The sequence below is a fragment of the Paraburkholderia sp. DD10 genome, from assembly GCF_049177125.1.
GTDB classification, from domain to species: domain Bacteria; phylum Pseudomonadota; class Gammaproteobacteria; order Burkholderiales; family Burkholderiaceae; genus Paraburkholderia; species Paraburkholderia terricola.
Window position 1 is genome coordinate 164,081 of record NZ_CP185392.1, and the last position, 26,941, is coordinate 191,021.

The 26,941-nt window shown below is 57.1% G+C and carries 18 protein-coding genes; 11 read left to right on the forward strand and 7 right to left on the reverse strand.

The window, feature by feature from the left end; all coding sequences use genetic code 11:
• Entirely contained in the window at positions 1-777 is a 777-nt protein-coding gene (gene arsH / locus ACOCG7_RS00845; protein WP_421376428.1) for an arsenical resistance protein ArsH, read from the reverse strand.
• 216 nt (positions 778-993) lie between these two features.
• On the opposite strand from arsH, the gene ACOCG7_RS00850 reads away from it, so the two are divergent.
• Together ACOCG7_RS00850 and arsN2 are read left to right on the forward strand one after the other, a co-directional pair.
• Complete coding sequence (locus ACOCG7_RS00850; RefSeq protein ID WP_421377661.1) at positions 994-2,247, forward strand: MFS transporter; 1,254 nt, start codon at positions 994-996, stop codon at positions 2,245-2,247.
• A 34-nt stretch (positions 2,248-2,281) separates the two neighbouring features.
• Positions 2,282-2,794 carry an arsenic resistance N-acetyltransferase ArsN2 gene (arsN2, locus tag ACOCG7_RS00855; protein WP_421376430.1) on the forward strand — a complete coding sequence of 171 codons (513 nt, stop codon included), beginning with the start codon at positions 2,282-2,284 and terminating at the stop codon, positions 2,792-2,794.
• Here the strand turns inward: arsN2 and ACOCG7_RS00860 are convergent.
• The 3 genes from ACOCG7_RS00860 to ACOCG7_RS00870 all read right to left on the reverse strand — a co-directional run bounded on the left by ACOCG7_RS00860 (position 2,759) and on the right by ACOCG7_RS00870 (position 4,959).
• Complete coding sequence (locus ACOCG7_RS00860; RefSeq protein WP_421376432.1) at positions 2,759-2,977, reverse strand: hypothetical protein; 219 nt, start codon at positions 2,975-2,977, stop codon at positions 2,759-2,761. The two genes, arsN2 and ACOCG7_RS00860, sit on opposite strands and share 36 nt — an antisense overlap.
• Positions 2,978-3,061: 84 nt before the next feature.
• Entirely contained in the window at positions 3,062-3,826 is a 765-nt protein-coding gene (locus tag ACOCG7_RS00865; protein WP_421376434.1) for a DUF2971 domain-containing protein, read from the reverse strand.
• Positions 3,827-4,518: 692 nt separating this feature from the next.
• Positions 4,519-4,959: an Rrf2 family transcriptional regulator gene (locus ACOCG7_RS00870; RefSeq protein ID WP_421376436.1), complete on the reverse strand. Its 441-nt coding sequence runs from the start codon at positions 4,957-4,959 to the stop codon at positions 4,519-4,521.
• A 147-nt stretch (positions 4,960-5,106) separates the two neighbouring features.
• Here ACOCG7_RS00870 and ACOCG7_RS00875 point away from each other — a divergent pair, with 147 nt between their 5' ends.
• Positions 5,107-6,012, forward strand: a complete 906-nt coding sequence (locus ACOCG7_RS00875; RefSeq protein ID WP_410832566.1) for an NAD(P)/FAD-dependent oxidoreductase — start codon at positions 5,107-5,109, stop codon at positions 6,010-6,012.
• A 309-nt stretch (positions 6,013-6,321) separates the two neighbouring features.
• Here the strand turns inward: ACOCG7_RS00875 and ACOCG7_RS00880 are convergent, their stop codons facing one another.
• Both ACOCG7_RS00880 and ACOCG7_RS00885 read right to left on the reverse strand, forming a co-directional pair.
• The gene (locus tag ACOCG7_RS00880) at positions 6,322-6,750 is read right to left on the reverse strand and encodes an HU family DNA-binding protein (protein WP_421377663.1); all 429 of its coding nucleotides are present in this window, start codon (positions 6,748-6,750) and stop codon (positions 6,322-6,324) included.
• A gap of 402 nt (positions 6,751-7,152) precedes the next feature.
• Positions 7,153-7,569, reverse strand: a complete 417-nt coding sequence (locus ACOCG7_RS00885; protein ID WP_421376438.1) for a hypothetical protein — start codon at positions 7,567-7,569, stop codon at positions 7,153-7,155.
• A gap of 330 nt (positions 7,570-7,899) precedes the next feature.
• Between ACOCG7_RS00885 and ACOCG7_RS00890 the strand changes: the two genes are divergently transcribed.
• From ACOCG7_RS00890 to ACOCG7_RS00925, 8 genes are all read left to right on the forward strand, one after another.
• Entirely contained in the window at positions 7,900-8,400 is a 501-nt protein-coding gene (locus tag ACOCG7_RS00890) for an H-NS family nucleoid-associated regulatory protein (RefSeq protein WP_421376440.1), read from the forward strand.
• Positions 8,401-10,957: 2,557 nt separating this feature from the next.
• Entirely contained in the window at positions 10,958-11,269 is a 312-nt protein-coding gene (locus ACOCG7_RS00895) for a hypothetical protein (protein WP_421376442.1), read from the forward strand.
• 274 nt (positions 11,270-11,543) lie between these two features.
• Positions 11,544-11,855 (forward strand): hypothetical protein, encoded by a 312-nt coding sequence (locus ACOCG7_RS00900; RefSeq protein WP_421376444.1) that lies wholly within the window; start codon positions 11,544-11,546, stop codon positions 11,853-11,855.
• Between the two features lie 383 nt (positions 11,856-12,238).
• Positions 12,239-14,176, forward strand: coding sequence for an ATP-binding protein (locus tag ACOCG7_RS00905; protein ID WP_421376446.1), 1,938 nt, complete (start codon positions 12,239-12,241; stop codon positions 14,174-14,176).
• Positions 14,177-15,225: 1,049 nt separating this feature from the next.
• A complete protein-coding gene (locus ACOCG7_RS00910; protein WP_421376448.1) occupies positions 15,226-18,195 on the forward strand; it encodes a hypothetical protein in 2,970 nt (989 codons plus the stop codon).
• 562 nt (positions 18,196-18,757) lie between these two features.
• Entirely contained in the window at positions 18,758-19,558 is an 801-nt protein-coding gene (locus ACOCG7_RS00915) for a DUF2971 domain-containing protein (protein WP_421376450.1), read from the forward strand.
• Positions 19,559-20,066: 508 nt separating this feature from the next.
• Complete coding sequence (locus ACOCG7_RS00920) at positions 20,067-20,726, forward strand: hypothetical protein (protein WP_421376452.1); 660 nt, start codon at positions 20,067-20,069, stop codon at positions 20,724-20,726.
• Between the two features lie 282 nt (positions 20,727-21,008).
• Entirely contained in the window at positions 21,009-22,919 is a 1,911-nt protein-coding gene (locus ACOCG7_RS00925; protein ID WP_421376454.1) for a GmrSD restriction endonuclease domain-containing protein, read from the forward strand.
• A 217-nt stretch (positions 22,920-23,136) separates the two neighbouring features.
• Here the strand turns inward: ACOCG7_RS00925 and ACOCG7_RS00930 are convergent, their stop codons facing one another.
• Complete coding sequence (locus ACOCG7_RS00930) at positions 23,137-26,928, reverse strand: SNF2-related protein (protein ID WP_421376456.1); 3,792 nt, start codon at positions 26,926-26,928, stop codon at positions 23,137-23,139.
• Positions 26,929-26,941 lie beyond the last annotated feature (13 nt).

Consider the following 26,941-nt stretch of genomic DNA (forward strand, 5'->3'; position numbering starts at 1 on the left):
TTATTGGTTACCCGCCTTCGCTTCCTTCACGGAATAGTCGGCAATTGCCGCGGAGGCCAGGTCGGTCGCTGGGTCGAGCGGACGTTCGTCCTTCACGCGTTCGCTGTATCGGTCGACGAGATAGTCGGCGCGGCCGCGGAGCAGCAGCGTGAATTTGATGAGTTCCTCCATCACGTCGACCAGCCGGTCGTAGTAGGACGAAGGCTTCATCCGGCCGTCCTCTTCAAACTCCTCAAAGGCCTTGGCAACAGACGACTGGTTGGGGATGGTGAACATGCGCATCCACCGTCCAAGCTGGCGCAATTGATTGACAGAGTTGAACGACTGCGAGCCGCCACTGACCTGCATGACGGCAAGCGTGCGCCCCTGCGTCGGCCGGATACCGCCGCTGACCAGCGGCAGATGGTCAATCTGTGTCTTTATCAGGCCAGTGATGGTGCCGTGACGCTCAGGGCTGCACCAGACGTGTCCTTCCGACCAAAGGGACAGCTCGAGCAGCTCTTTCACTTTCGGATGGTTCTTCACGTCAACATCGTCGGCGTGCGGCAGACCGCGCGGGTCGAAAATTCGCGTTTCGGCGCCAAACGTCTGCAGCAGGCGCGCGGCTTCTTCAACGAGCAAGCGCGAGTACGAACGCTCGCGAAGGGAGCCGTAGAGCAGGAGTATCCGGACGGGCTGCTGTCCGTCCATGCCGAGGCGCGCGGCAATGTCTGTGTCGAAAAAATCCGGCTTCGCGGCAGGGAAGCTGGCGTCGCCGTTGATTGCATGCACTGTCATGTTGCGTTCCTGCGGTTTGATATTTCCAATTATATGGAGGTATTGAGCCTGTTCGAGACGAGGTTCCAAGGTTTTTCGAAAGAGGCCCTCACTCGACACTTGCATTCTACTACATTTCCGGTATTCTGGAAATGTGAAATGATTGATGTGCGTGCCTGCCCTTGGGTGGCGCCCGCACCCTAACGATGAAGTTGAAAGGCCAGATAAATGAGCACGATGTCGAGTCGAACCGAGAACGCCAGCGAAGATAACGCGCCGGCAGACAGCCGTGACCGACTGGTTACATGGGCCTTGGCGCTGGCGCAGCTTGTCTCATGGGGCTCCGTCTACTATTCCTTTTCGCTCCTCGTTGTGCCGATGGAGCAGACAATGGGTTGGAGCCGGACAGCCACGAACGGCGCGCTTTCCGTTGGACTCTTGGTTTCCGGCTTCGCCGCTTACCCCATCGGCCGCTGGATTGACCACGGACTCGGGCGCCGGGTGATGGCTGTCGGCTCGGTTATCGCGGCGACGATGCTGCTCCTTTGGGCTGACGCGCAATCCCTGACCGCGCTCTTCGTCGCGTGGATAGGTCTCGGCATTTCAATGGCGGCCACGTTCTACGACCCGGTCTTCGCCGTTGTGACGCATCGGTATCCGCGAAGCTATCGAACCAAAATTACGCTCATCACGCTGGTCGCCGGATTCGCCAGCACGGTCTTCATACCGCTGACCCAGGTACTGGTTGGCTCGGTCGGATGGAGGACGTCGCTTGTTGTCCTCGCGGCGCTGAACCTGACTATCTGCTTGCCTATTCATGTGCTGGCAATCCGCTCCTCACGCGCGGACCCGGGCTCCCGGCCAACCAATGGTGCAGTAAAGCTGGCCAACGACGCAGCCACGAGTCGCGCGCTCCGTTCTCCAATTTTCTGGGCGCTTGCGGTGTGCTTCACAGCCTACTACGCGACGTTCGCAGCGCTCACATTTCATCTGGTCCCGCTGATGGTCGAGCGCGGTGTATCGAACGCCGTGCTGGTCACAACCATGGCGCTTATTGGCCCGGCTCAGGTTGCCGCCCGTGCGGTGTGGTTCACTTTCGGTCGGACCGTTCACGTGAGCACGGTTGGCATCATCGTCGTGACGCTCTTCCCGCTGTCGACCATTGTCCTCATAAGCGCTGGTCACACGGCCGTGCTGCTGTGGTTGTTTGCGCTCTGTTATGGCGCGGCAAACGGGATGATGACAATCCTGCGAGGCACAATTGTCCAGGACCTGATGTGGACTGAGGGATATGGCGCAGTCAGCGGCATGCTCTCGTTCCCGTCGAATGTCGCCAAGGGAATAGCGCCGATTGCGGCGGCCAGTATCTGGACCTTCACGCGCGGTTATTTAGCTGTTGAGTGGACCGTGTTCCTTGTTTCGATATTGTCAGCAATCGCGTTCTTCGTGGCTGTTCGGGTCAGCCGTCACACGGCAACTAGAGCCGCCTGATGTCGCGTCCAAATCGTAAAAGACAACACCGACTATGAAGCTACGTGCCGCGCGAACCGAAGACCTCGATGCCATTGCGGCATTGCTCGCAGAGAACGAGTTGCCGGCTTCCGATGTAACACCCGACCTGTTGCGCGATTTTGCCGTCGCAGAAGATGCCCACGGGTCAGTAGTTGGCGGCGTTGGCCTAGAGCAGTTTGGAGCTGAGGCGCTGCTGCGGTCACTGGCGGTTGCGGGGCCTGAGCGCAAGGCCGGTTTGGGAAGCAAGCTGCTCGCACAAGCGGAATACATGGCGCTCACCTCGGGCGTATCAGAGCTATGGCTGCTCACGACGACGGCCGCAGACTTTTTTCGGCGGGCTGGCTATTTACCCGTCGCTCGTCCGAGCGCGCCGACCGGACTTCAGGCCAGCACGCAGTTCGCGCAGCTTTGTCCAAGTACTGCGGTCTGCATGAGAAAGAGCCTGAAATCCAATCGCGCGAATACCCGCCGACGACAAGACGGCGAGGCACTACCCGTGGCTATCGACCCACGCGCGACACCATGAGAGACCTGCTAATTCTGCATCTTCATCAGTATCGCATGCGCCAAGCACACCGGACGCCTCTACCACCTTCAAGTCGCGCATGATGGTGCCGCTTCCAGCAAACCTTTCTGGTTGCAAGATGTCTTCCTGCTGCAGGATGGCATGGCCCCACAGCGTGTATCCACGATATTTTTCGGTTTGCATCTGTTGACCCTGTAGGTCTTCCGTACCGCTCCCTACCACTATTTCGCGCGGCTCGCCTTGCATAGCGACACGTGGTCGTTGCGACTAGACCGTCTTGTTCACGATAGGGCTCATGGGATGGTGGTCAATCATCGAGCGAGCCAATTCGGCAAGGACGCCACTGGTGCCGAGAAATATGTGAGCGGTCCGCGGCGACAGTGTGGGATTCCGGAGGTCGCCGGGATAAACAATGGCCTCCTGGCGAAACCCATAACCCGAATTGTCGACGGCGGACAGCGTTAGCCCGATTTTGGTGTCTTTTACGAGCTGGTAAATCTCCTGCTGCTGAGGGACAGGTGTCCGCTCGCCAAGCGCGACCGAAACGATGGCTTCGCGAGGAATATCTGCGGTGAAGACGGGGAATCCCCTTATGTCGGTCTTTTCCGTCTTCTTGCAGTCTTGCAGGAAGCGCACAATCCGCACTTCTCGCTCGTATTGCCACTCCATAGACTTCGCGCAAAGCTCTGCCAACGGAACAGGCTCAGACTTATACGAGTCGATGTGTTTCTTCGGGCGCTCTTCAACGTACTCGACCTCGATTTGGCCGGCGAAGAACTCGTGGTCGGCGTCGAAGGCGATGACCGCGCCTTGATACTGGTCAGCGTAATGCGACCACATCAAGATTGAGTTGGGGGCACGAGACAGACAAAGAATGCCTATCCGCTGATTGAGAACATCCAGTATTTGCCGTGACGTGATGTCGCTGGCCTCCTGTCCATCAGTGAGCTGAACGACCGCGGTCAGCGGAGTCTCGCGCCGAGGCGCGTGTATATCGAACGACAAGCTGATTGGGGAGCGGGCGAATGACAAGGTTCGGTGCGCCAGACGAGAATGCTACAAAAGGGTCAGCTAAGGCCACGCCTAAACCCTGTGCGGCAAGTTCGCAGGCGATGAGGCAGGGACCTCGAATGAGTCGCGAGCAGCGGCAGCTCCAGAATGTAAAAGCTCTCCCGAATGGTGTGCGGCTATCCGCACACTCTTCCATCATTGACGCATTCAACATCGGGTAGGTCGCTCTCACCGATAGAGCAATCCCGAGACCGCGACTCTCTGGATTTCTGAACGACCAGTCGATTGCAGCGCGAGCGTTGTCCAGTTATCGAGTCGCCGCGCAGGCTTCTCAATGACGACGACCTTGTCCCTATTCGCGCTTCGCACGGCAACTCACGAGCACGCTGCGAGGTTGTCTGGAATGGCCCAGTTTGTCGGATACACCGGTGCTTCACTCGGACCAGTTCTGTTCGGCCCGCTCCATGAGGCTTCGCTTCGCTGGACGTACTCGCTAGGGACGCTCGTAGTAGCGGAGCGCGCTGGTTACCGTGTTCGCGGTTCTTGCTGGTGGAAACAGGACGATGGACTAAGTGCCGTTGCGTGGAAAAGCGTAGGCGGGTTGCGGAGCAACGCCTGCCCATCGCCACACTCACCTTGTTGTTCCACGCGAAGCCTTTCCTAAACGCTTGCTCGAAAATAGGCCCGGAAACGAGGGGCGCGAGCTGGTAGCACTAACGACCTTTCCGTCCATCCTTGATTGCGACCTTGAAACCGTGGGCAAGCATCGCGACAGTAACCTGTTCAAATTTCGCCAGCATCGCGCTTTCCGCTTCCTTAAATGTGGCGGAGAGATGTGCGTTCACTGCCTGTTCGACCAGACATTCTGGATGGTCAACAGCCACAAGATTCGAAAATAGAGGCGGCTCGCCAACGGCTCGATACACATCGAGCAGGGTAATCTCCGCGAGGGGTTTGGCGAGCACCCAGCCGCCCCCGTGGCCTTTTTCCGAGGTCACATAGCCGCAATCCCGCAAACCACTGAACATCCTGCGCACCACAACCGGGTTAGTGCGAAGCATCTCTGCAAGCGTCTCCGACGTCATGGGCCCATCGGCGTACTCCATATGCATCAGCGCGTGCAACGTCCGGGACATCCTGCTATCGGGTCTCATTCCGTTCAACCGTCTCAAATAACTTATGAAGTTGCGTAAAAGCATACCACATGGCTATCATGCAACCTATGTTGTTACGTGATGGGCACCGGTCACCAGCACCATGGGAGCCAGAGGCCGTGTGTCGTTGACCCAAAGGAGAGAAAATTGAACACTCACTTCGACGTTATCGTGATTGGCGGCAGCTTCGCCGGATTATCGGCGGCTATGCAACTCGCACGGGCAAGACGGCGGGTTCTCGTGGTTGATGGCAGGCGTCCCCGAAACCGGTTTGCCGCGCACTCGCACGGCTTCTTCAGCCAGGACGGAAAGACTCCCGCTGAAATCATTGGCGAGGCCACCGCGCAACTGTCCGTCTATCCAACCGCGGAAGTGCTGACGACCGACGCGCTCTCTGCGCGAAAGGCCGATGCTCGTTTCGAGGTGACGCTAGCCGATGGACGCGCGGTAACCGGAAGCCGGTTGATACTTGCCACAGGTGTGCGCGACGAACTGCCCTCCCTGCTCGGCCTGCAGGAGCGCTGGGGCGTCAGCGTCCTCCATTGCCCGTACTGCCACGGGTATGAGGTTGCTGACCGGAGGCTGGGCGTGCTCGCAACACATTCTTTGTCAGTCCATCAGGCGCTGCTTGTCTCAGATTGGGGGCCAACGACATGGTTTACTCAAGGCATCACCGAGCCGAGCCAGGAGGAAGCGGCGTTGCTTGAAGTTAGGAATGTGGAGATTGAGCGAGTACCCGTCGCAGAGGTCTTGGGCGACGCGCCGTCAATAACAGGCGTGCGTCTCGTCAATGACCGGGTGGTCGCAATCGACGCGCTCTTTGTTGCTCCTCAGACTCGTATGGCGAGCAGCTTCGCCGAGCTACTTGGATGCGAATTTGATGACGGGCCTATGGGGCCGGCGATTCGTGTGGACGAGTGGAAACAAACTAGCGTTCCAGGCGTGTTCGCGGCAGGCGACGCGGCATCCTTCTGGACCAATGCGACGTTCGCATCAGCGGCGGGCGTTGCGGCTGGTGTCGCGGCGCACCGGTCGCTCATTTTTGGCCTTTGAGCGCCCAGCATCTTGATTGGAGGGAGAGCCTTGACCTCTCCCAGAGGTAACGCCAAGGGGACCCGTTGACTCATAGGTCCCTCAACCCGTGACAAGGTCCGCGCGCAACTCGACCAGGGCGCTTCCATCCGTATATCGCTCATTGAGCAAGCCGCAAATACCCAGTCTCGGGTTGGATTCCACACATTGGTGCCGATGTACGCCTCGTTGCGAAGAATCTGCAGAATGTTTTGGCCGTGCCCCCAGGCACAAAAAGTAAAAAGCCCCTCAGACTTCCGTCGCGAGGGGCTCCCTTTCCGGTGGTCAGGTTTAGACCGCGGCGTCCTTCAGCTTCTTCAGCGGGCGCACTTTCAGACGCACCGAAGCGGGCTTCGCGGCAAACCATTTTTCTTCGCCCGTGAACGGGTCCTTGCCGAAGCGCTTCTTCTTTGCCGGCACGTCCTGAGCAACAACCTTCAGCAGACCCGGCAGCGTGAACTCCTTCGCACCCTTCTTGTGGACCGATGCGAGCACTGTTTCTTCCAGAGCGGCCATCAATGCCTTCGCCGCTTTCGGCTCGACACCTGCGCGCTCGGCAAGATGGGTAGCAAGCGAAGCCTTCGTGAACGAATCCTTGATGGGCTTCAGCGGCGTGGCAGCGACCGCCTTCTTGGTGGCAGGAGTCGCCGCCTTCGCCTTTTTCTCGACCGGGGTCGTCACCTTCTTCGGAGCCGGCTTTGCTGCAGCTTTCGTTGCCATAGATTCCTCGTCATTGGTCAAAGGTTGGCCCGGGGCCCTTGCCTTTGCGTAGTCACCGACAATGCGCAAAGGTCCAAATCCTCAGGCTGGCGCTAGCGTAGCAATTCGCATTTGAATCCGCAACGGGCGAGGCCATAAAACAAGGGGTTTTGTGCAGAAGGAACGCAAAAACGGCGACCTGTAGCCCTCCAGAGGAGGCTGCACTCACGAAAACGGCTACGCGACAGGGTTTGACGCAGGGACAAGAGGGGTAAACCACTCGCGCGAGTCCAGCGTCGGGTGCCGGAATCGGCAATGATGCATGCGAGCGCTTAAGGTGATTGGTGTTTGCTAAGGATGTTTATCTTCCTATGGCTTGAGCGCAGGGTCACCCTCCGGCAACCCTGCATGCACACCTCGAGTTTACTCAGCAGGGTCAAACAGCGCTGTAATTCCGACGTAGGCGGTCACGTCGCATTCGGCATTGCCTAGCTTCCGAAGAGCATTATGGTGACGGTCTGTGAGCCACCGGTCGCCGCCAGCTTCTCGTAAGACATGGCGGAAAGCGCGCACATCTTCCTTGCCTGCAAAAATCTGCTCGATGTATTTGTCTGCATCCAGTCGGCCGGCTTCAGCCACGGCAGCGAGGCTATCCATCACCCATGACAGACCCGGGTTATGAGGTCTTGCCAGCAGTTCCGCAAGCTTGATTGGCGTCAGCGTTTTGTTCATGTGGTCCCAACCGCCGTACTCGATGCAAGCGCTGGCCATCCGCTGCCCTTCTTCGGTTTCAAACATAAGCGGGGTGACCTGCGGGATGTATCCGTTAATCGTTGCCATCAAAGTCCTCGATTTCGATTGTTGTTTTCTAGCGGTCTGAGCGACCGGCTAGCGTTGATTACGGCATCAACGTAGCGGTCCTTGAGCGACAAACGTGAATGGCGGTTTCTACGACTGGAATGCGCCGTGCAAAGCATCGACTTGGATGCATCACAAGTCATAGCGCCTGCGAAACTATCTCGTCCAGTTGGGGACGTTGCGTGCGTCGACCCTTGAAGACAGTACTGCTATTTGAACCTTCCGCCAATGCTCCTCAAGACGTAATCGACAACAGCTAGCGGACGGCTGATACGCATGGCATAGTGCGGACATCTCAAAGGGAGAGAAAAAATGACAACTTTGGAATCTATGCAGGCAAAAATTAAAAAGCTTGAGCAGCAAGCCGAGGCTCTGATTGCGAAACAGTCATCGGGCGTCATCGAGAAAATTCGCAAACTGATGGCAGAACACGGCCTGACGGCTGCGGATATTGATGGGCATGCTGGCGGCAAGCGAGGTGAGAAGAAGGTTGGAGCGAAGACTGCCGACAAGACGCGTGATGCCGCTGCGAAATACCGCGACCCAAAGAGCGGAGCTACGTGGTCTGGCCGTGGCCGCGCCCCCGGTTGGATTGCGACGGCAAAGAATCGCGACAGGTTCTTGGTGGACGGAGGCACGGTGACGGCGAAGCCGGCTCCTGTCAGCAAAGCGAAGGCTGCTGGCAATTACGTCCGCGGTCCGCAGCCTGCGCTTTATCGTGACCCAAAGAGTGGCGCGACATGGAGCGGCCGCGGGAGAGCGCCAGCTTGGCTTGCTAACGTCAAGGACCGGTCGAAGTATTTGATAGTTTGAACGGTCGATGACTTTATCGTAGTCCGCAGTGACGGCCCGTCGAATCGGTCGGAACGTCACCCGCAAGATGTCACGAGTCCGCATTCGATTCGGTCCCGATGCCCCGCTCCCGTTTCCCGGGCAGTAGCCGGCGCTTTACGGTGACCCCAAGAGTGGTGCTACTTGGAGCCAACGGGCGCCGGGGTGGTTGGCACCAGTGAAGGACCGTTCGGTTCGAGCGTTGATGGGCGAAGTCCATTCGGAAGCAAACGAACAATGAAGAGAACAATAGTCCTTGTCGCACTGGCAGCACTAGCTTTAAGCGCTTGCGACCACAATCTCAATGACATCAAGGACTGCGTCGCGGGTAGACCGCGGCCAGTCCCGCTTGATGAAGCCGTCTCCATTGTGAAGGCGGCAGGTTTTGAGGTCAGGAAGCAAGCTGCGGAGGCGCCGAAGCCGGTCGAAATGGCCCCGCCGCGTCAGTTCGCACTTTTGTGCGATGCGACGGTGCGAGGCCAGCGAATCTCGGAGAGCTTGTCGGTCGACTTGGATGCTAGGACTGTGAACGGTGTCAGGGCGCAAGTCTCGCCTACTGACTTACGATGGAGTACACCGTACCGCAACCCCGGAAATGGTGTCGCGAGTGGGGAGGTGCACACATTAAATCGACTGAATGGAGACTACCGCTTCTACGTCGAAGGCGCCATGTATGCTGAGCCGCCGCCGACCTATCGCTGTCAAATGGCTCCGAGGCCGGTCTTCTAGCGAACCTAGTGATGCTAGAGTTGGTACGTCTCAACCCTGACGGTCGTCCGGAGTTCAGCAAGTTTGCACCACCTGTCGAGCCCGAGATACGCGAGTCTTTGATAGTCAGCCGCAGCCTGCCGAGGCGTAACTCACCCGTAGGTTTGTGGGGCAAGAGATTTGCCGGCGTATGCGCAGCCATTGCGCGCTTCGTACAGCCCCTTTGATTAGCGCCGTAGCCCGCTATTCAATTTGCATGTCAAGTTTCACCGAACACCGCATAATTCCATCGGCCCGAAGCCCCTGCGCGTTTCGTCGGTGCGCCGGCGCAACCAAGACATCATTGCGATGGCCTTCCGGTTTCGCGACCTGCCGCCCTGCGGCGTGCTTGTCGCGCGCTCTGGCTTCGAGCCCCCACGCCGCGAGAAGCCTCTGCAACTGCGCCAGCGTTGGTAACAAAAGCTCATGCGCTAGGGTACTCGAGCTCGTGTGACATTGCTCTGGCTCGGCATCGGCTAACGGTTTATTGGCCAGTCCATCTAGGCAGTCGCGCGGGGCCGCGCCGGAAGCCGCGGTTGCTTAAGCGACCGTGAAAGCGAGCACATAGAGCTCGCTTTTCGTTTGCGGGTGCGATTGACGTGGCTTACCTCGACCGTGTCCGCAATGCGTCCAGACGGGCGGCACATTTTGCGTTCGAACCACCGCGCCTGTGCCGCCTTCGTACTGTCGGGGACGACGTCGCCGGGAGCACTCGTCTCCCAGTGTCCCTCCCAGTACAAGCCGCAAGTTATATGCGGCCGACCGGTGTCCAAGCTCCAGTGCCGTGGCATACATGCCCTTGGCAATCTCGAGGACGAGCTCCATGCCGCGACCAAGCCGCGTACTGTCCGCAATAGCCGCTGCGGCCATGCCGCGCAGCGGCTCGCTCGCGGTATCGTCCTTTCAGCACGTCGCCCAGAATGACGTGTCCGCCTTCGTAATCCGCAGGCCCACCTGTCTCCGTGACAGAAGACAGTGCAAGCGCGACCCGAAGGGAGGGATGGCGGCCAGGGCCAACCCGTTCAAGCAGACGCCGTCCGAGGTAAGGCGCGCCCAGAAGCGGGCTTGTGAGCAAGCCATTCGCAATAGCCGCGATAGATTCAAGTGAACCAAACTTGTTTGCTGATACAACGTGCCGGAAGAACCTTTCCATGTCGAGTGACGGGTCGTTCCGCCGAAGTAGTGCCCACTCTCGCGTTCAATTTGGCCCAACCAGCTGGAATCTACCGACATCAGATTTCGCGTCCTTTGGTGAGTGATGAGGACGATGATACCTCACCGTTACTGTCCCGCGCATGGTGAGGCCTTTGTTCGGCAACGCTAACGTCGGGAGCGCCAGCGGGCATCTCGACTTTCGGCAATGGCCACATCGGGATGGAACTGGGCAAGTCGGAGAGAGGCGATATGTTGGCTTGAGCGCACGATTGAATTCGCTGTTCGCGAGAGGAGATAGGGCATGGGGTTGGAGAAACCATGACTGAGCCATAGAAGATGCCGTCGGCTGTCTCATTTACTCCGGGGGCGGCTACCCGGCCGGCCCGACAATGCATGTCACCGTTCTATCGCAAATCTGCGTATAAGAGTGCCTGCAATATAAATTGTAGTGCTATCCAAGGTACGCGCTGCCCGCCAGCGCCAAACCCTAACAATAGAGACCCTTGGTCGGGCGTTGCGGCGACGGAGCGCTGTGTGCCGTCGTGACATCGGTACCGATGGACTCAGGCTGGTACTCATCCTCACCTCGTTTCTAGCTGTAGGCACGCAAACCATCAATCAACTTTAGAAGCAAATCATGGAAATCGCCTGCGCAGAAAAAGACGGCCGAAGGCTAACCGACTACCTTATTTCGACGACTGGTTGGCAGAACGGTTATGGGTCAGAGACCAGCTATAGAACAGTCTGCGGCTTGACGCAAGTTGAGCTGGAAGCAGTGAAAATGGGTACCACAGTGTATTTCCGCGCTGCGCGCGGCAGTCTTGGCGGCAAAAACGGGACTTTCTGGCGCAAAGTGCTTTTCTATAAAAGCGGCCGGGGCACATTTGCGCCGCGCGTGCCTAGCGAAATTGAGGTGGAAATGCTGCGCAAAAAAACAGGACTGCAGTGAGCGCGTAGTCGCATAGGCAGCGGGCGAACAGCGAGCGGGGTCTTCCTCTCGCTTGCTCAAGTTCGCGACGTAGCTGCCGATATTCAGAGTGCCGTCTTTGCATTTAACCAGGAAAAACAAAAATGCGCACTCTCGTCTTCACTGCCGCCGCTGTGTTGGCGCTCGCCAACCTTTCCGGATGCTCCACAACTCAAAGCGTCACTGCTGGTCCGCAGGCGAAAGGCTCGCCGATGACCACCGCATGCTTTACCGCGCTGGAGGCAGGTCGGCGGATATGGACGCAGCAATCCAACGCAATCTGGAAACCCACGGCGTGTCCGTGTCGCTTGCGCCCGCGTGCGACAAAGCCGACATGAACGTCACCTACACCGACAGTTGGTTCTGGGACATCGTCATGTACCTGCGGTCGATGGACATCCGCTTTTACAAGGCGCCAAGCGGAGGCCTTGTCGCTTCGGGGCACTGGAAAAATTCCGTGTTGCATCAATTTCCAAATGCCGACGGCGTCGTCCAGGGCTTGATGGACGACATGTTCAAGCAGACCGGCGAACCCAGTGCGGTCAGGACTAAGGCGGCTTCAAATTAGACGGCAACAGCCTCGTCCAGGCAATGACCCACCGCTTGACCTCATCACGCTGTGGCGGAAAGACGAGAGATGGGCGCCGCCCGGAGCGATGCCCGGCCCCGAGTGAGGGCGAGGTGGCGCTCGTGTCGGGCATCGCTCCGACGTGAATCCGCGCGGATATCTAATCGGCATATCTGGGCGCATGGCCTGTTTGGACAGCAAAATCTCGCTTGCGTCGTCAGTTCACGGGCCGCAATGGTAAGGCGGTTCCGGTCTACAATATGAGGCACATACAACGGACAAGCGACCCTGTGGGCAATGGACACGGGGAGGTCGTTAGCGAGTGCTGGCCGAGAATTTACAATCAATTGAGCGGCCGCACAAAAAGAGTATCGGGGGACCAGATGGAACAAGAGCCGCTATTTGACGAACGGTTTCTGAACAACTACGCGGGGGCTATTGTGTCCGACCCGCCGACCGCCATTGTTGAACTGGTCGCGAACTGTTGGGATGCCTACGCCACAGAAGTTCGCATTACTCTCCCAAGCGCGAGAAATGAACGCCACTTCAGGATTGAAGACAATGGCAACGGTATGACGCGCGACGAGTTTGAGTACATCTGGCGGACTTGGTCGTACAACCGCATTGCGGCTCAAGGGAAAAAGTCCTTGCCGCCCCAAGGTACCGCAGGCCTTCCGCGCGAGGTTTTTGGGAAGAACGGAAAGGGCAGGTTTGCTTCATTCTGCTTCGCTTCTGAATATATTGTCAGGTCCCGTAAGAATGGACAGGAGTTTGTTTGTCGCGTCGGGCGAACCAGCACCAAGCCCCTCGTTCTTGATGAAATCTCCTTTACCGCTCAAGGTGTGGAGGGGCACGGGACGATAATTGAAGGTGTTGGTGACATCCCGCAACTTCTCTTCACGGATGAGAAGGCCCGGGAGATTATCGGCAGCCGATTTCTCGCAAACCCCGCGTTCAAGGTGTCCATCGACTCAAAGCAGATAAGCTTTAATGACATCCCGACCTACCTGTCGCAAGAAGAGTTCAACGTAGAGGACCTCGGAATCGTTCGAATCTTGCACATCGATACAAAAAAAGCCGACAAGACGACGAAGCAGCACGGTATCGCTTGGTGGGTGCGGGGCCGTGCGGTTGGCCAGTGTAGCTGGAGTCCGAGCGACTACGAGCGTGTGCTTGACGGCCGTACTTCCGAGGCGAAGCGCTACACATTCATCGTCCAGGCGGACTTCTTGAACGACCACGATGCGGTGACTGAAGACTGGAGCGGTTTCGATGAGGACAATCCGGCTTGGTTGAGGACTCGCGAAGCGGTTCAAGACCGAATCCGAAACATAATCCATGAGGCGAGTAGAAGTGAGCGTGAGGCAACTAAGAGTGCAGTTATCGAGCGGGTCGGTAATGCCATCAACGCCCTATCTCCTGTAAGCAAGGACCGCGTCTCGTCTTTCATCGAAGAAGTGGTCGAGACGTGCCCGAATTTCGGCGAGAACGAGCTTGTCCAGCTTACGACGATTCTGACCAAGCTCGAAAAGTCAAAGTCCCGCTATGGGCTGCTCGACGTCCTGCAGAAGTGCGACCCGAGCGACTATGACAGCCTGCACGAAATCTTGACGGAGTGGAGCGTCAGCATGGCGAAGCTCGTCTTGGATGAAATTCAGAATCGACTAAAGCTCATCGGCGAATTACGCACCAAACTTAAGACGGTAGGCATCGACGAGGTTCACGAACTGCAGCCGCTGTTCGAGCGCGGTCTCTGGATGTTCGGCGCACAGTTCGAGTCCATTGATTTTACGTCGAATGTCGGGATGACGCAGGTCATCAAGACGATATTCAAAGACGTCGCGGGAAAAGGAAGTCGCAATCGACCGGACTTCGTAGCTCTCCCGGACGCCAGTGTTGGCTTTTACTCCCGTCCGTCCTATGACGAGAATCACGATGAGGACGGGGTTGACCACCTGGTCATCATCGACCTGAAGACAACCGGTTTGCCTCTTGGAAGCAAGGAGAGAGACCAGGTCTGGAAGTACGTGAAGGAGTTGCGGTCACGCGGCTATATCAAGAAGTTCACGAAGGTCGATGGTTTTGTTCTCGGTGACAAGATTGAAGAAGGTGAGAACGAACCTACCAAGCATGGGGACGAAGTAAAGATTTCCCCGTTGCTCTACGACACCATCTTGGTCAGGGCGGAAAAGAGGCTGCTGAACCTGCACAGTCGTGTAAAAGACGCGCCGTTCCTAGTTTCGCAGCAGAAGGAGCTCGAGAAGTTCATGGAACCGCTGACCGTGTTGCAGATGGACTTGGTAACTGATAGTAGCGAATGATGGCGGCACGCGTCGCGAATGGCCTCATCAGAGTTTTCAACGAATTGCGGTCGGCCCTCCAACGGCGAAAGCGCGCGGTACTCGGCAGCAGATAACGAACAAGTGATTTGGTGAATCGAACGCGCGAAAACGGTGCACTTCCATCACCGGTTCCGTCACAACGATATCCCACTCCCTTTTAACCAGAGAATTCAACGCTGATGTCGACAGTCAAAACTGAGCACCTTGAGCGCTTCGCCACCTCTGAGCAAGGGCCCACACTTATAGGCGAACTTATTCGCCGATTAGTGCATTGCTGGGTTCCTAATCGGCTCGCAACGATGGGCTTCCATTCAGGTACCGCTAATAACCTCCCCGGGTGGGATGGCCACGTTCAGCTCAAGGAGACCCTAGGGGAGCCGGCGTTCTACTCGCTTTGGGAACTGAGCACCCAGAATGCGACGCGAAGCAAGATACTCGCGGACGTGAAAAAGTCATTCAAAAGGGACGTACCTCCGGGATGGAGTAAAGAGCGAACAGTCTACGTGGCCGTTACGTTGAGGAAGTTGAAGAGCGTTCAAAAGCTAGAGGAGGAAATTTCGAAGCTGCGAGGCAATCCTTGGGGAAACGTACGGATTATTGACGCCCCAGCTCTGGCGCAGTGGATTGAGAAGTGTCCGGCGGTAGAGGCATGGTGCGCCGAACACCTGGAGATTGGCTTAGGCGTATACGGCGTGTCGCTGACGTCGTTTTGGACGACTTGGTCAAGCAAACACTTGCCGCCGATATCCGTCCAGCTGCTGACGGCTGGAAGGCCTAGCAGCGTAATGGACGAACAGTTTAAGCCGGTTAGGAGTGGAAGGGTCACTCTACTCACCGACTCTGCTTCGGAAACGGCAGCATATCTGTACGCATATTTGGAGCAAAGTAGTGACCGCGCGGGCGTACAAAATGTGTTGGACAATTGCCTCGTTGTCTCGACGCTTGAGGCAGCAGAGAGGTTAGCGTTGCAACCAGTGTCAGAGTCTCAAGTCCCGGTGACGGTGCTGCTACCGCCCGCGAACGAGGCAATGAACGCGCTGGTGAGCAAAGGGCATTACGTCATTAGCGCGATTGGTTACGCGGCGCCGAGTCATAAGCCGACAATAATCAAGCGAGCGCTGCGACGAGACTTCGCGCATGCACTTCAAGAATCGATGGGAATGGACGCCGAACGTGCAGAGCAAGAGGCGCGTGCATGTGGCGCTAGCGTCTCTGTCTGGTCTGTGTGGAACCGGCTTGAGGGAAATGCACTCGGCAATCTCCCTTCATGGTGCGATGCTACGCATCTCTCGAGGACGCTCCCCGCAGTATTGGCCTCTGGATGGGATGAGCGTGCTCAAGAGGACCGGGAGATTCTTCAGGCGCTGAGTGGTGTCGACTACGATATCTTCGTTCAAGGAGTCTGCGAGCACATGCGTAGCGACCCACCGTTCGTCGAGCGGGTTGATAGCGTACTGTCAGTCGTCGCGCCGACGGTCGCTTTCGCCTTATCTGCGAAGAGGATTCCACAGGCGCTGCTCAGAACGCTAGAGAAGTGTATCGAGACTGTTTTTGCACAGATGGACCCCGACATTGTTTCCGGATGGGACGGGTCTCTAAAGTATCCGACTTCGGCGATGGTGCAAGACCATTCGGATTGGCTTCGAGAAGGTCTTCTGGAGACGATACTGAGAATCTCGGCCTTCAAGGAGGTCTTGGATTCGCAACATGTCGCCTACGAATATGGTGGATGCCAAGCTTTTGTCGACCGTGTCGTCGAGAAAATTGCGCGTTTTCGAGATGAGCCTCGATTCTTTGCGGCGCTCTCGTCTAATCTGCCCACCATGGCCGAGGCTGCTCCTATCCCTTTTGTTGAAGCCCTGGAGCAAGCCCTCCAGGGCTATTCATCGGCACTGAAACCGCTGTTCGAGGACAAGGGATTCTTTGGCCCAATCCTTCACACTGGGCTCTTGGCATCGCTCGAATGTCTCGCGTGGGAGCCGTCCTATCTAGCTCGCGTTGCCACATTGCTTGCGCGTCTGGTCCAATTTGAAGACGACGGCAAAGTCATCAACAGACCGTCAAATAGTCTCCGTGCGATTTTTCTGGCTTGGAGTCCGGGTACAAGTGCAACCCTGTCACAGCGTCTCGACGTTCTGCGTCTACTCGCGAATGAGTATCCGTCGGTCGCTTGGAAACTTGCTTGCGCGATTCTGCCCAAAGCATACGACACTCATTTTTCAAGCCGCGAACCGGTTTGGAAGGACTTTGGACGTTCAACGCGCTTGCCACTGAATGATGCGGCCATCCGGGAAGCGCTTTTTGCATACGTGACATTTGCACTCGAGATGAGCAATGGTGACACTGTGCGGCAACTGAATCTCGTTGAGAGTTATCCGATGTTCGCGCTGGAGCATCGCGACATCCTGCGGCAACAGCTGACGGAGACCGCAAACGACCCTCTTTTGCCTTCTGCAACGAAGGACGCTATCTGGAATGAAATACGGCAACTGGTCGGCAAGCATCGGCGATTTTCGAATGCTGTCTGGGCGATGCCAGCGAATGAAGTGGACTCGCTTGAGGAGGTGGGGCGCGGATTCCAGTCGAAGTCGGCTGTGGATGAGGTCCAATGGCTTTTTGACGAATATCTTCCTGACCTTCCAGACGTCGATACCGATGTTTCTGCAGCGCTAGAAAGAGCGAACGCCTTGCGCGACCAAGCACTTCGTAAGGTCATGAACGGCGGAGTCGGTTCGGTCGACGACCTCTTCGGTAAGGTACGCCAGCCACACCTGGTTGCGCAGCAAGCCGCAGCGAGTATGGACGACACTGAGCAGCTGCTTACTCTGATTGACCGATGGTTCGAACGGCGTTCGGCTCGTGATTTGCGAGGCATTCCCGTTTTATGTGCCTCCCGCTCCAATATTGCAGGTGACATTTGGACGATGGAACTCTTGAAGGCCGCTACATCCAGAAAGTGGCCAGATTGGGCTCTCGGACTTTGTTTGGCTGACTTCGCTGACAGTCGAGCGCTACTCGAGACTCTAGACAAAGTATCGCCCGCCGCAGTGACCCGCTACTGGGAAACTCGCAGCCCATACCTCCGTTCTTCGGACCAAGAGCTGAATGACAGAATCGCGACAGAGTTCGTCGCGCACGGCCGCGGACTTGACCTAGTCAATCAGAGCATCAAGCTGCTAAGCAGTGCCGTCGCAATGAATGTGATGAAAGCCGCAGTTGCAGACTTGTCGGAACAATCGAAGTTGATACCTCTATTGGGCTATAACGTTAAAGAAGCAATAAGTTGGTTGAAAGAGCAGGATGGTGTCTTACATGGAGAGATAGAGGATATCGAGCTGCGTTGTCTGCCAGTATTGTTGGCCGAGCTTCGCGACGGCGAGCAATTGTCCTTTCATCGGACAATGGCCGAAAGGCCCGATGCTTTCATCGATGTCATTTGCGTAGCTTACGCTCCGGCAAAAAGTGTCAACGAACAGCAAGCGCCTGACGGCGTCAGTTCGTCAGACCAGGCGAGGGCAATTGTCGCTTGGCGTGTGCTTCGGGCGTGGCGTACGCCACCGGGCCTGAGTCAGTCAGGCGTGATGCGCGAGGGGCCATTGATGGAGTGGATTCTGAAGGCGCGAAAGCTTGCAGAAGAATTGGACCGGACTGCAGTCGCTGACCAATATATCGGAGCCGTACTCTTACATACGCCGGCTGAGAAAGATGGTCGTTGGCCCGGTGACGCAGTAGCGGGTGTACTCGAGAAGTTAGGTTCGCGAGATATAGAAAGTGGACTGGCCATGGAGGTTGTCAATAGTCGCGGAGTAACTACACGCGGAGTATTTGATGGCGGAGAACAGGAACACGCGCTCTCGGGAGAGTGGCTTCTGCGCGCGCGGATACTGCCTGAACGATGGCAACGAGCGAAGCAACTATGCCGGCGCATAGCGACCTCGTGGAAACAGATGGCGGACGAACTTGACGTGCAGGCGGCGAAGCGCAGGATAGGACGTTAAGCGTGGTTGCATTGGACGACGGTACACGTGCGCAAGCCATGTAGGCATCGACCAGTCACGAACACGAAAAGAGACTGCGCAAACACAGAAGCCCCAGTCGAACTAGACGAACCAGAAGGTAGAGAATAAGTCGGATACCGAGACTGCAGCGCCTGAAAAAGTTGTATCTCAGCCGAGCGACCAAGAGTAGGTGGTGTCTTTCTGTGCGGACTATTCGAAGAAGGGGATTTCCCGGCTTGCTACATACTCTGCGTATGCCGAGACCGCATGGCATCGAGTGCACTCGACACGTCTGGTCCATTGGGCACGGTGCAGCGATGAATCTGGCGATTGAGCGCAACATCTATCACGAAATCGCGGTCGACGAAGAGCGATTGCAACATTATAAGGGTCAACGATGAGTGAAGCCGGACTGCGGGACATACGTTCGCGCCTATTCGAGCGGACTGTGAGAGGCGAGAATTTTCCCACAACTAAGCCACTTATTTCCCACTATTGCTCGACATCCACCCTGGAGTCGATACCGAAATATCGGCAAATCTGGTTTTCGAACCCGCTGCTGATGAACGACCTCGAAGAGCTTCGGTTCGGCATGCTGGCCGGCCGTGAGCGATTTCGCAGTAACGAGGAGCTGAAAAGGGCGCTAGGTTCACAGACGCGATACAACGACTTCAAAAACCTCCTGGAGAATTTTTTTGACGGGTTCGCACGGGAGGGCGCATTCGATGTATATATCGCCTGCTTTGCGCAACACGAGCACGAAGACAATGACGGTCTGCTGTCAATGTGGCGTGGTTATGGCGCCAACGGAAATGGCGCATGCATTGTTTTCGACACTAGTGAGCTAAACGAGGTCGGTGATTCACCTCTCATAATCGGTAAAGTCGAGTACGCGAGCCGCGATGAGCGGATTGAACGGATAGACGGAATCATCTCGGTCTTCTGCGAGTTGCTGAAAGCAATTCACGTTCCGGACGAGGAAATACGATTCGCTGCTTGGACTTTGTTTGAGAGGTTGTTGATTTTCACGTTGTACACAAAACATACCGGCTTCCATGAGGAGCAGGAGTGGCGAATCGTCTATATGCAGCATCGCGACCAAGAGGGATTGTTGTCCAAGATGCTCGACTATCACATTGGTCCGCGCGGTGCTGAGCCGAAGTTGAAGTTTGACATCGCACCTCTCAAGGGAGTGACGGACGAGACGGTGCTAATCGACAAGATTGTTCACAAGATTATTCTTGGACCAACCTCTGCTGCTGATATTCACCGACTATCGGTGGCACGTATGCTGGAGCGTATTGGACGAGGAGTCCTCGTGCCGAAACTCGTGTCGTCCACGATTCCGTATAGACCAACCTAGTTATTGCAGTCGCCGCCTGTCAAGCTGGCTTTCGGCCAGAGCGCCCGCTACGGACAGGAGGGGAGCGGACTGCGACGCACGGCGTCGCAGTGGGTGAGCCTTGAACGGTCAGGAAGAAATAGTCTCGTAGCCGATTCCGGTCAATGCGCGAATCCGGTTACCGACCCGCATGCGTCAGCAAACAAGTTAGCGCCCACTGACATAGAGAGTCGTGCGATTGAACGGCTATCGGTTCTGCTGACCGACGTCGCCAACGACACGGGCGTAGCGGCACGAGACGCTGGGATTTCTGACGCCAGCTTCGTGCGCTTACACCGGGCGATGGACCGGGTTGGTTGCGCGCAATCGGTTTTTGGGCCAATGAGGGCAGAAAAATTCGGTGCAAGTGATGGCAAAGCGCTGCGGATGCGCATTGGGGAAACGGTAGAGTTGCTGCCAAGGAAAGCGGCAGCGTTACACTACTCAAGAGCTGGGTTACACCATCCTTTGGTCGCGGAGCCTGACCAGCATGCCGGAAGAAGTCATCATGTTTGAAGAGGCGGCGCAGTTGCTCTTCGTTGCCCGCCCGCACATTGCAAAACTCATCGCGGATAAAACCCTGACTGCGACGGATGGAATGCTTAAAAAGTCCGATGTGCTCGAATATAAGTCGAAGCAGCAGGCTGCGGCGAAGACCTTCCTATCTGGCCAGACCGAGGATTATTGGTCGAGATGGCTTGCCAGCAGATGGGCACGAGCCGCCCAAGGGCTGATAACCTCCCTCACTCCTTCGCTCAGTCGGATAAAGCGTTCCGCTACACAGCGGATGGACTCGCTACCCCTCAACAGCAACGCTGCAGACCTGCCCAACTCAGCCCGGGCACCACGCCAGCGGCAACTACTAGACCTTTTGATATCAGGCGCTGGGAACGACGTCGAGGTCGTTTCGCGAGAACTCGGCCTGCGAGGAGAGATGCGTGAGCGCCTGCGACGTGCGCTCGACCGGATGGCCTGCGCACAAAGCGTCTTGGAATCAATGAGGACAGATGGCACAGCGGCAGGAATCGACGGCTCAGCGGCCGAGTTGCGGATGAGGGAAGCGGTGGGATTGCTGGCAAGAGGGTGGTGGCCGGAGGACTATCCCGCCGGGGCGGTGGAGTGGCTGCTTCTGGACGGTCGCAACCTATAGCAAATACGCGGGCAGCTAAGTTGTTGAGCCAAGTCGACTCTCTGTGCCGTCCGCGAAGAGAATACGACCGCCAGACTGACCATAAGTTTCGCTTCGCGCCAGCTCCGACGGTGCTGGCAAGCAAAATCGACAAGCGCCTTAACCGATAATTGGAGCACGAATTAACCGAAACTAATCGTGCTGTCCAGCAATGACAAGTCGGTAGTAAGTCGGTGCAAGAAATTTTACGCCCAGATACACTCCGGCTACCTAACGCGATAACAACGGAAGACCAAAACGACTATGGCCAGGTCCGCATTCCAAACGAATCCGATTTTCCTCCGGGAACTCCTCGACGATTGCCACGATGGCGCCTTGCAACTTCCCGACTTTCAGCGCAGTTGGGTCTGGGACGAGGACCGCATCAAGAGCCTAATCGCTTCAATTTCACGCGCATTCCCTGTCGGAGCCCTGATGACATTAGAAACCGGGGGCGACATTGAGTTCAAACCGCGGCCGGTTGAAGGGGCGCCCGATGAGGCAAAACCGGCTCGACCACGCTCCCTATTGCTTGACGGCCAGCAGCGCATGACGTCGCTCTATCAAGTCACACTGCGCGGTAAAGTCGTGGAGACAGTGACACCTAAGAACAAGAAAGTTAAACGTTGGTTTTACATCGACATCGCCAAAGCGATGGACCCGTCGTGCGACCGGGAAGACGCAATTGTCGGCGTTCCGGAAGACCGGGTGATTCGCAAGGACTTCGGTCGCTCTGAGGTTCTCGACCTGACGACGCCATATCGAGAGTACGAAACTCTCATGTATCCGGTTTCTCAAGTCTTTGACTGGGATTCTTGGCAAGACGGTTTCGACGACCACTGGAAAAACGACGCAAACGCCGACACCCAGAAGGCGTTGTTTCGTGCGTTCAAACAGACAATTCTGGAAAACTTCAAACAGTACCGTGTTCCTGTAATCGCGCTCGACAGGTCAACCTCCAAGGAAGCAGTGTGCGTCGTGTTCGAGAAAGTGAACACAGGCGGAAAGCCGCTCGACGCGTTTGAGCTTGTCACTGCGATGTACGCTGCTGACGGACACGAACTCAGGAGGGATTGGTTCGGCAAGGACAAGGAGAAGGGTCGGCAGAGTCGCTTCGCGGAGACTCTCCGTCCAGCCGGTGCGACATCAGGCATCATCGCCAACGTCACCAACACCGACTTCCTCCAGGCCATCTCATTGTTCTACACACGCGAGAAACGTAGAGAGGCTGAGAGGGCCGGCAAGTCCGGGAAAGACCTCCCTGCAGTCAGCGGCAATCGTCAGGCGCTTTTGAGCTTGCCGCTCGACGCATACAAGAAATACGAAGCGCAGGTCGAGACTGGGTTCGTTCACGCAGCGAAGTTCCTGCACATGCTGCATATCTATCGCCTGTTTGACCTTCCGTACCAGTCGCAAATTGTTCCGCTCGCGGCCATCTTGGCAGATATCGGAAGCGCATGGGAGCACGACACCATCCGTGCGAAACTGGTTCAGTGGTATTGGAACGGCGTCTTTGGCGAGCTGTATGGCTCGGCGGTTGATTCACGCTTCTCTCGTGACTTCCTAGAAGTGCCAGCCTGGCTCAATGGAGGACCCGAGCCGACGACGGTCAGTGAGACTACGTTCCGCGCCGACCGGCTAAAGACAATGCGCATGCGCTTGTCAGCCGCGTACAAGGGGGTGAACGCGCTCCTGATGAAGAAGGGCGCGGAGGATTTTCGTTCCGGTCAGAAGTTCGACCACATCGTGTTTTTTGGGGAGAATGTTGACATCCACCACATCTTCCCCCAAGACTGGTGCAAATCCCAAGGCATCAAGCCAGCCGTCTTCGATTCGATTATTAATAAGACGCCATTGTCGTACCGCACGAATCGCATCATTGGCGGAGTTGCTCCGTCCCAGTATCTTGGGAGGCTCGAGGCCGGAAACTCGACCAGTCCGTCGATTAGCGCCGCACGCATCGACGAACACCTTCGCTCCCATCTGATTAACCCGGAGCTTCTACGTACCGACTCGTTCGAGCCTTTCATGGCTGACCGGCAAACTCAATTGCTCGGGTTGATTGAAGATGCGATGGGCAAGCGGGCCTACACGGGTGACGCTCGTGAAGAAGGCGAAGACTACGAATCGGAAGAAGCAACGGACGAGGCAGACTTGACCATCGCCGTGGCCTGAAATCCGCGATGGAAAGGTCCGACGCGGGGTGCCGGAAGGCCCCGCTGTCGAATTCCCACCGGCAGTCAATTGATAAGAGGCCTTCGGCACTTCGGCCGCACCGCATTTGGCGCCTTTCGGCCCGGCCCCCAAACCGCTCAACACGTAAATTGAAAGGTTGGTAGCGAGGAGAATTTTTCACTCAGCAATGCCTTGCGCAGCAAGTATTTTTGCATCTTCAGGCTGCATCATCCCAGCATGCGTGGAGAAACCGCTGCAAGTCGCCTTCGGTTACGGGATACTGCGTCAACCATTTCTTGATATCGGATTGAGTCGCGAGCTTGACGTTATTGTGAAAAGCTCGCTCCATCGCTGTAGCATTGAAGTACTGATTCGTCGCAGCCCATTTTGAGAAGTTGATGCCGGGGTGTCGCAGTCGGTATTCGGCTTCCGCCGTCACCACGTCCTTGATGCCTTCGTCATTTAGGCTCGCGTTTTCGGTACCAGAACTCTTGCACTGGATGAGCTCGCCCGTATTGCCCGTGAACGCAACGACGTCAACGCCGCCGTCTTTCGCCGGTGTCCGATATACACCACGAAATCCCTTCTTCTGCCAGACGGCCGCAATGTACGCCTCGAAGTAGTCCCATTCCATGCGGAGTACATCGTCCAGCGTCAGCGCGCGATTGAACACCGGGTCGTTCGCGCCACCGGGGGTGATGTCCTGAAGGTTCCAGTCGCTCGGCATAACAGAGCCGGAGCCGTTGAGCATGTCGCTGGCAAGTTTGCGTTTGGCTTCGAGCAGCTCGTTCAGCCGCACCTCGAACGTCTTGAAGTCGTCGGCGCTGACAATCGGCAGATGCACCCAAACTTCGCGTTTCTGGCCAATACGGTACGCCCGGTCGGTGGCCTGGTCTTCCTTGGCCGGATTCCAGTTGCGCGTGTAGTGGATGACGTGATTAGCTTCCTGCACGTTTACGCCAAATCCGACAGCCACGGGTGAAAGGATGATGACACCAAAGCCGAGCTTATCCTGGAATGCGCGGATACGCTTTTGACGGCTGGCAATGTGCTTGGCCGATGCGGTCACATCACCGTTGATGATGTCCGGCCGGAACCCGAAGACCTCTTCGATGTAATACGCGAGCATCTGCTGCGTTTCGCGGAACTCCGCAAAGACAATTGCCTTCTCCCCCTTCGTCTTGATATCACTGAGAGTATCGAGCAACCACGAAAGCTTCGGCGCCTCGGTTCGAGCCTGCTCAAGTGGCTGGGCCTTGAAGCGGCCAAGCCCCGGCGCGTGCGGCATCGTGCAAATGGAGCGCAGATATTGCAGCAGTCCAAGATGATTCTTGAACGGCGAGACAACAGGCTCCTCTCGCTTTTTGTCCTTGCTGGCTGTGAAAAGGTTGACCGCGCTCGTATAGTAGGTGCGCTGCAGGTTCGACATTGGGATGAGGCGCGAGACCACATGCTTGGGGGGAAGCTGTGCGACGTCGGTTTTCATGCGACGCAAAATCTGTGGCTCGATGAGCTGACGCAATTCTTCCACGCGCGCCTTTTCTTCGTCGGTTTCAGCCTCGATGGGTTTGCGGTAGCGCTTGCCGAAGTCGTTCAGGGCACCTAGAAAGCCCGCCTGCACGAGGTCGAAGAGGCACCAGAGGTCGACGAGCGTGTTCTCGACAGGAGTGCCCGTACACGCAATCTTGAACATGACGTTCTGCTTCTTGGCCGCGCGCGTGACCATCGCGTTCGGATTCTTGATTTTCTGCGCTTCGTCGCAAGCCATGATGGACCACTTTTGCGCCGCAAACGAAAACTCGAGGTCACGCAACGTCTCGTAGGTCGTCAGTACGATATTGGCGTCGCCGAGCCAGCCCGGCCGCAGAAAGCGTACGAGATTTTCGTTGCGTAACTCTTCATCGATGGCCGCGCGCGGCACCCGTAGGTTCGCGAGATTGTCACCATAGGCAATGAGCGGGCGAAAGGCGTCCTGCCTGAAGAATTTACCCACCTCTTCTTCCCAGTTTTCAAGAAGCGAGACGGGGGCGACCACGAGCGCGGGTGGCAGCGAGGGGTCGTCTTCGAACGCGCGCGCGATGAAAGTCAGGAGCTGCAGCGTTTTGCCCAGCCCCATGTCGTCAGCGATGACCGCACCCCGGCAGTGGTTAGGCGCGTGCTGGAAGAGATGCTGAAGCCAGGCCACCCCCTCGTTCTGGTGCGGCAGCAGTTTCGTGGAGGCCAGGAAACCTACCGGGAGCGCCGGTACCGCCGAGAAGGTCGTCAGGATGTCGCGACGGATTTCTTCATAGTCGAGCGCGTCGACATTCGGCTTGATGAGCAGACGCTTCGCCGTCGGAAGCTTGACCAGGCCGCCGTCACCATCTTTCGTGCGAGGGGGCTTGTCGTGTCCGTCCCTCACGCTTTTGCCGAATTGGTCGAACGCGTCGAGGATGTCACGCGCTTCGGCGAGCGGTATGGGTTTCTGAAACCCGGGCAGTTCAATAGCGGTTTTGCCCGAGGACGAGGCTTCTTCAACCTTGGCGCGAAGCTCATCGCGCACATCATCGGTGATAGGCACCGCAACCGATTCAATGCTGCCCTCCGGCGTGTACACGATGACGTTGACGAGGTTTTCGGGCCACCACTCGTCGCCTTTCTTGGCGATATAGGGCGAATAGTACGGCTGCTCAAGCCCGATTTCGTTGACCCGGTTCGTGTAGGCGCTCAGGTCGTAGATGTCTGCGTGTCGGACCAGAATGCGAGGCTTCTGACGCTCAGCAAGGGCAACGGCGAGAAGTTCGAGCTCGCCGGCGCTGTTGCCGAGGAATTCAAAGTCGTACCCCTCCCAGCCATAGAGCTGCCGCTCTGCCGTGAGTGCCCGTTCTGCGCCACGGATGAAGCTCTCCAGCTCCGCATCGTCTGCAAAGAACCGTTCTTCTGCAGACACCCCGTCCCGAAGATTCGATTCGATGATGAGGCCAACGCTTTCGGGATACGCCAGCGCGTCCCTGCGAACAAGCGCCGTGAAGTGGTCAAAGAAAATGTCTGCTTCAATGCGGGCACGCTCGAACTGCGCCTCATCGATAACCGCGTTGGCGTCTTCGCCAAGCGCCGCGTATGGATTCAGCAGGAAGGCTTCCGCGCGCGACCCGGCAACTCGCCGGCCGTCGAGCTTGCGCAAGTTCGAGAGCACCGTGCGCACTTCGGGTGTGATGAGCACCTGAACAATGCCCTCCGGCGCGCTGATATCGTAACGGGTTGGCACTGTCCGGTACGAATCGAACACCTCGAGCCAGTTTTTCGGGGCGCCTTCGAAACCGGGCATCACTTCAATGACGCGCGTGCCGTCGATATCCGTCTTGCGGAGCTGGATATCAATCGTGTCCGGCGTGAGCACAACGCTCTTGTACAGAAACTGGTCGAGGCGAGCATTGGCCGCCATGGCGCTGCGACGAATTTGCCCCCACCTCATGCGTTGGGCGTTTTCATCGCGCTCAGTTTGAGGGCGCGTCTGGAAGCGGGCCACCTGCTCTGCTGTGTCCCATGCGCGCCGGCGAAGCAACCGATGTTGCCCATTAACCGTCAGTAGTGCGCCGTTGCGCGTGACCTTGGGAGGCACCGCACCGTCCGGGTCCCGCCATCGGGCAACACGGATGGAAAAGTCGCTGTCAATGAGCGAATTGTGGCTTTCCAGTTCAGGCACGAGGTCGCAGAGCACCGGCAGTTCAAGCTGAGCGAGACTTTCCCGAAAAGTCGGTGCTTCAAGCAGGTTGTAGAGGCTGTCCCATGGCAACAGGGCTTCGCCCTCGCTGCTCGCGAGTGCATAACCCTCGTCATGAAGCTGGGTGACAAGCGCCGGGACGGTCGGCGTGCCCAATGGAGTCGACCCGGGAAGCGACCCAATCGTCTCGAATGTCCCCAGCTGCATACCTTGAGGCCCGAAGGCCCGCCATACTTCCGCAACTTCGGCGCCCCGACCTTCCCGCCCCTGTGTCCCCGATGTCGCTTTCTTTAGCCACTTCAACATGCGTCACGTCCTG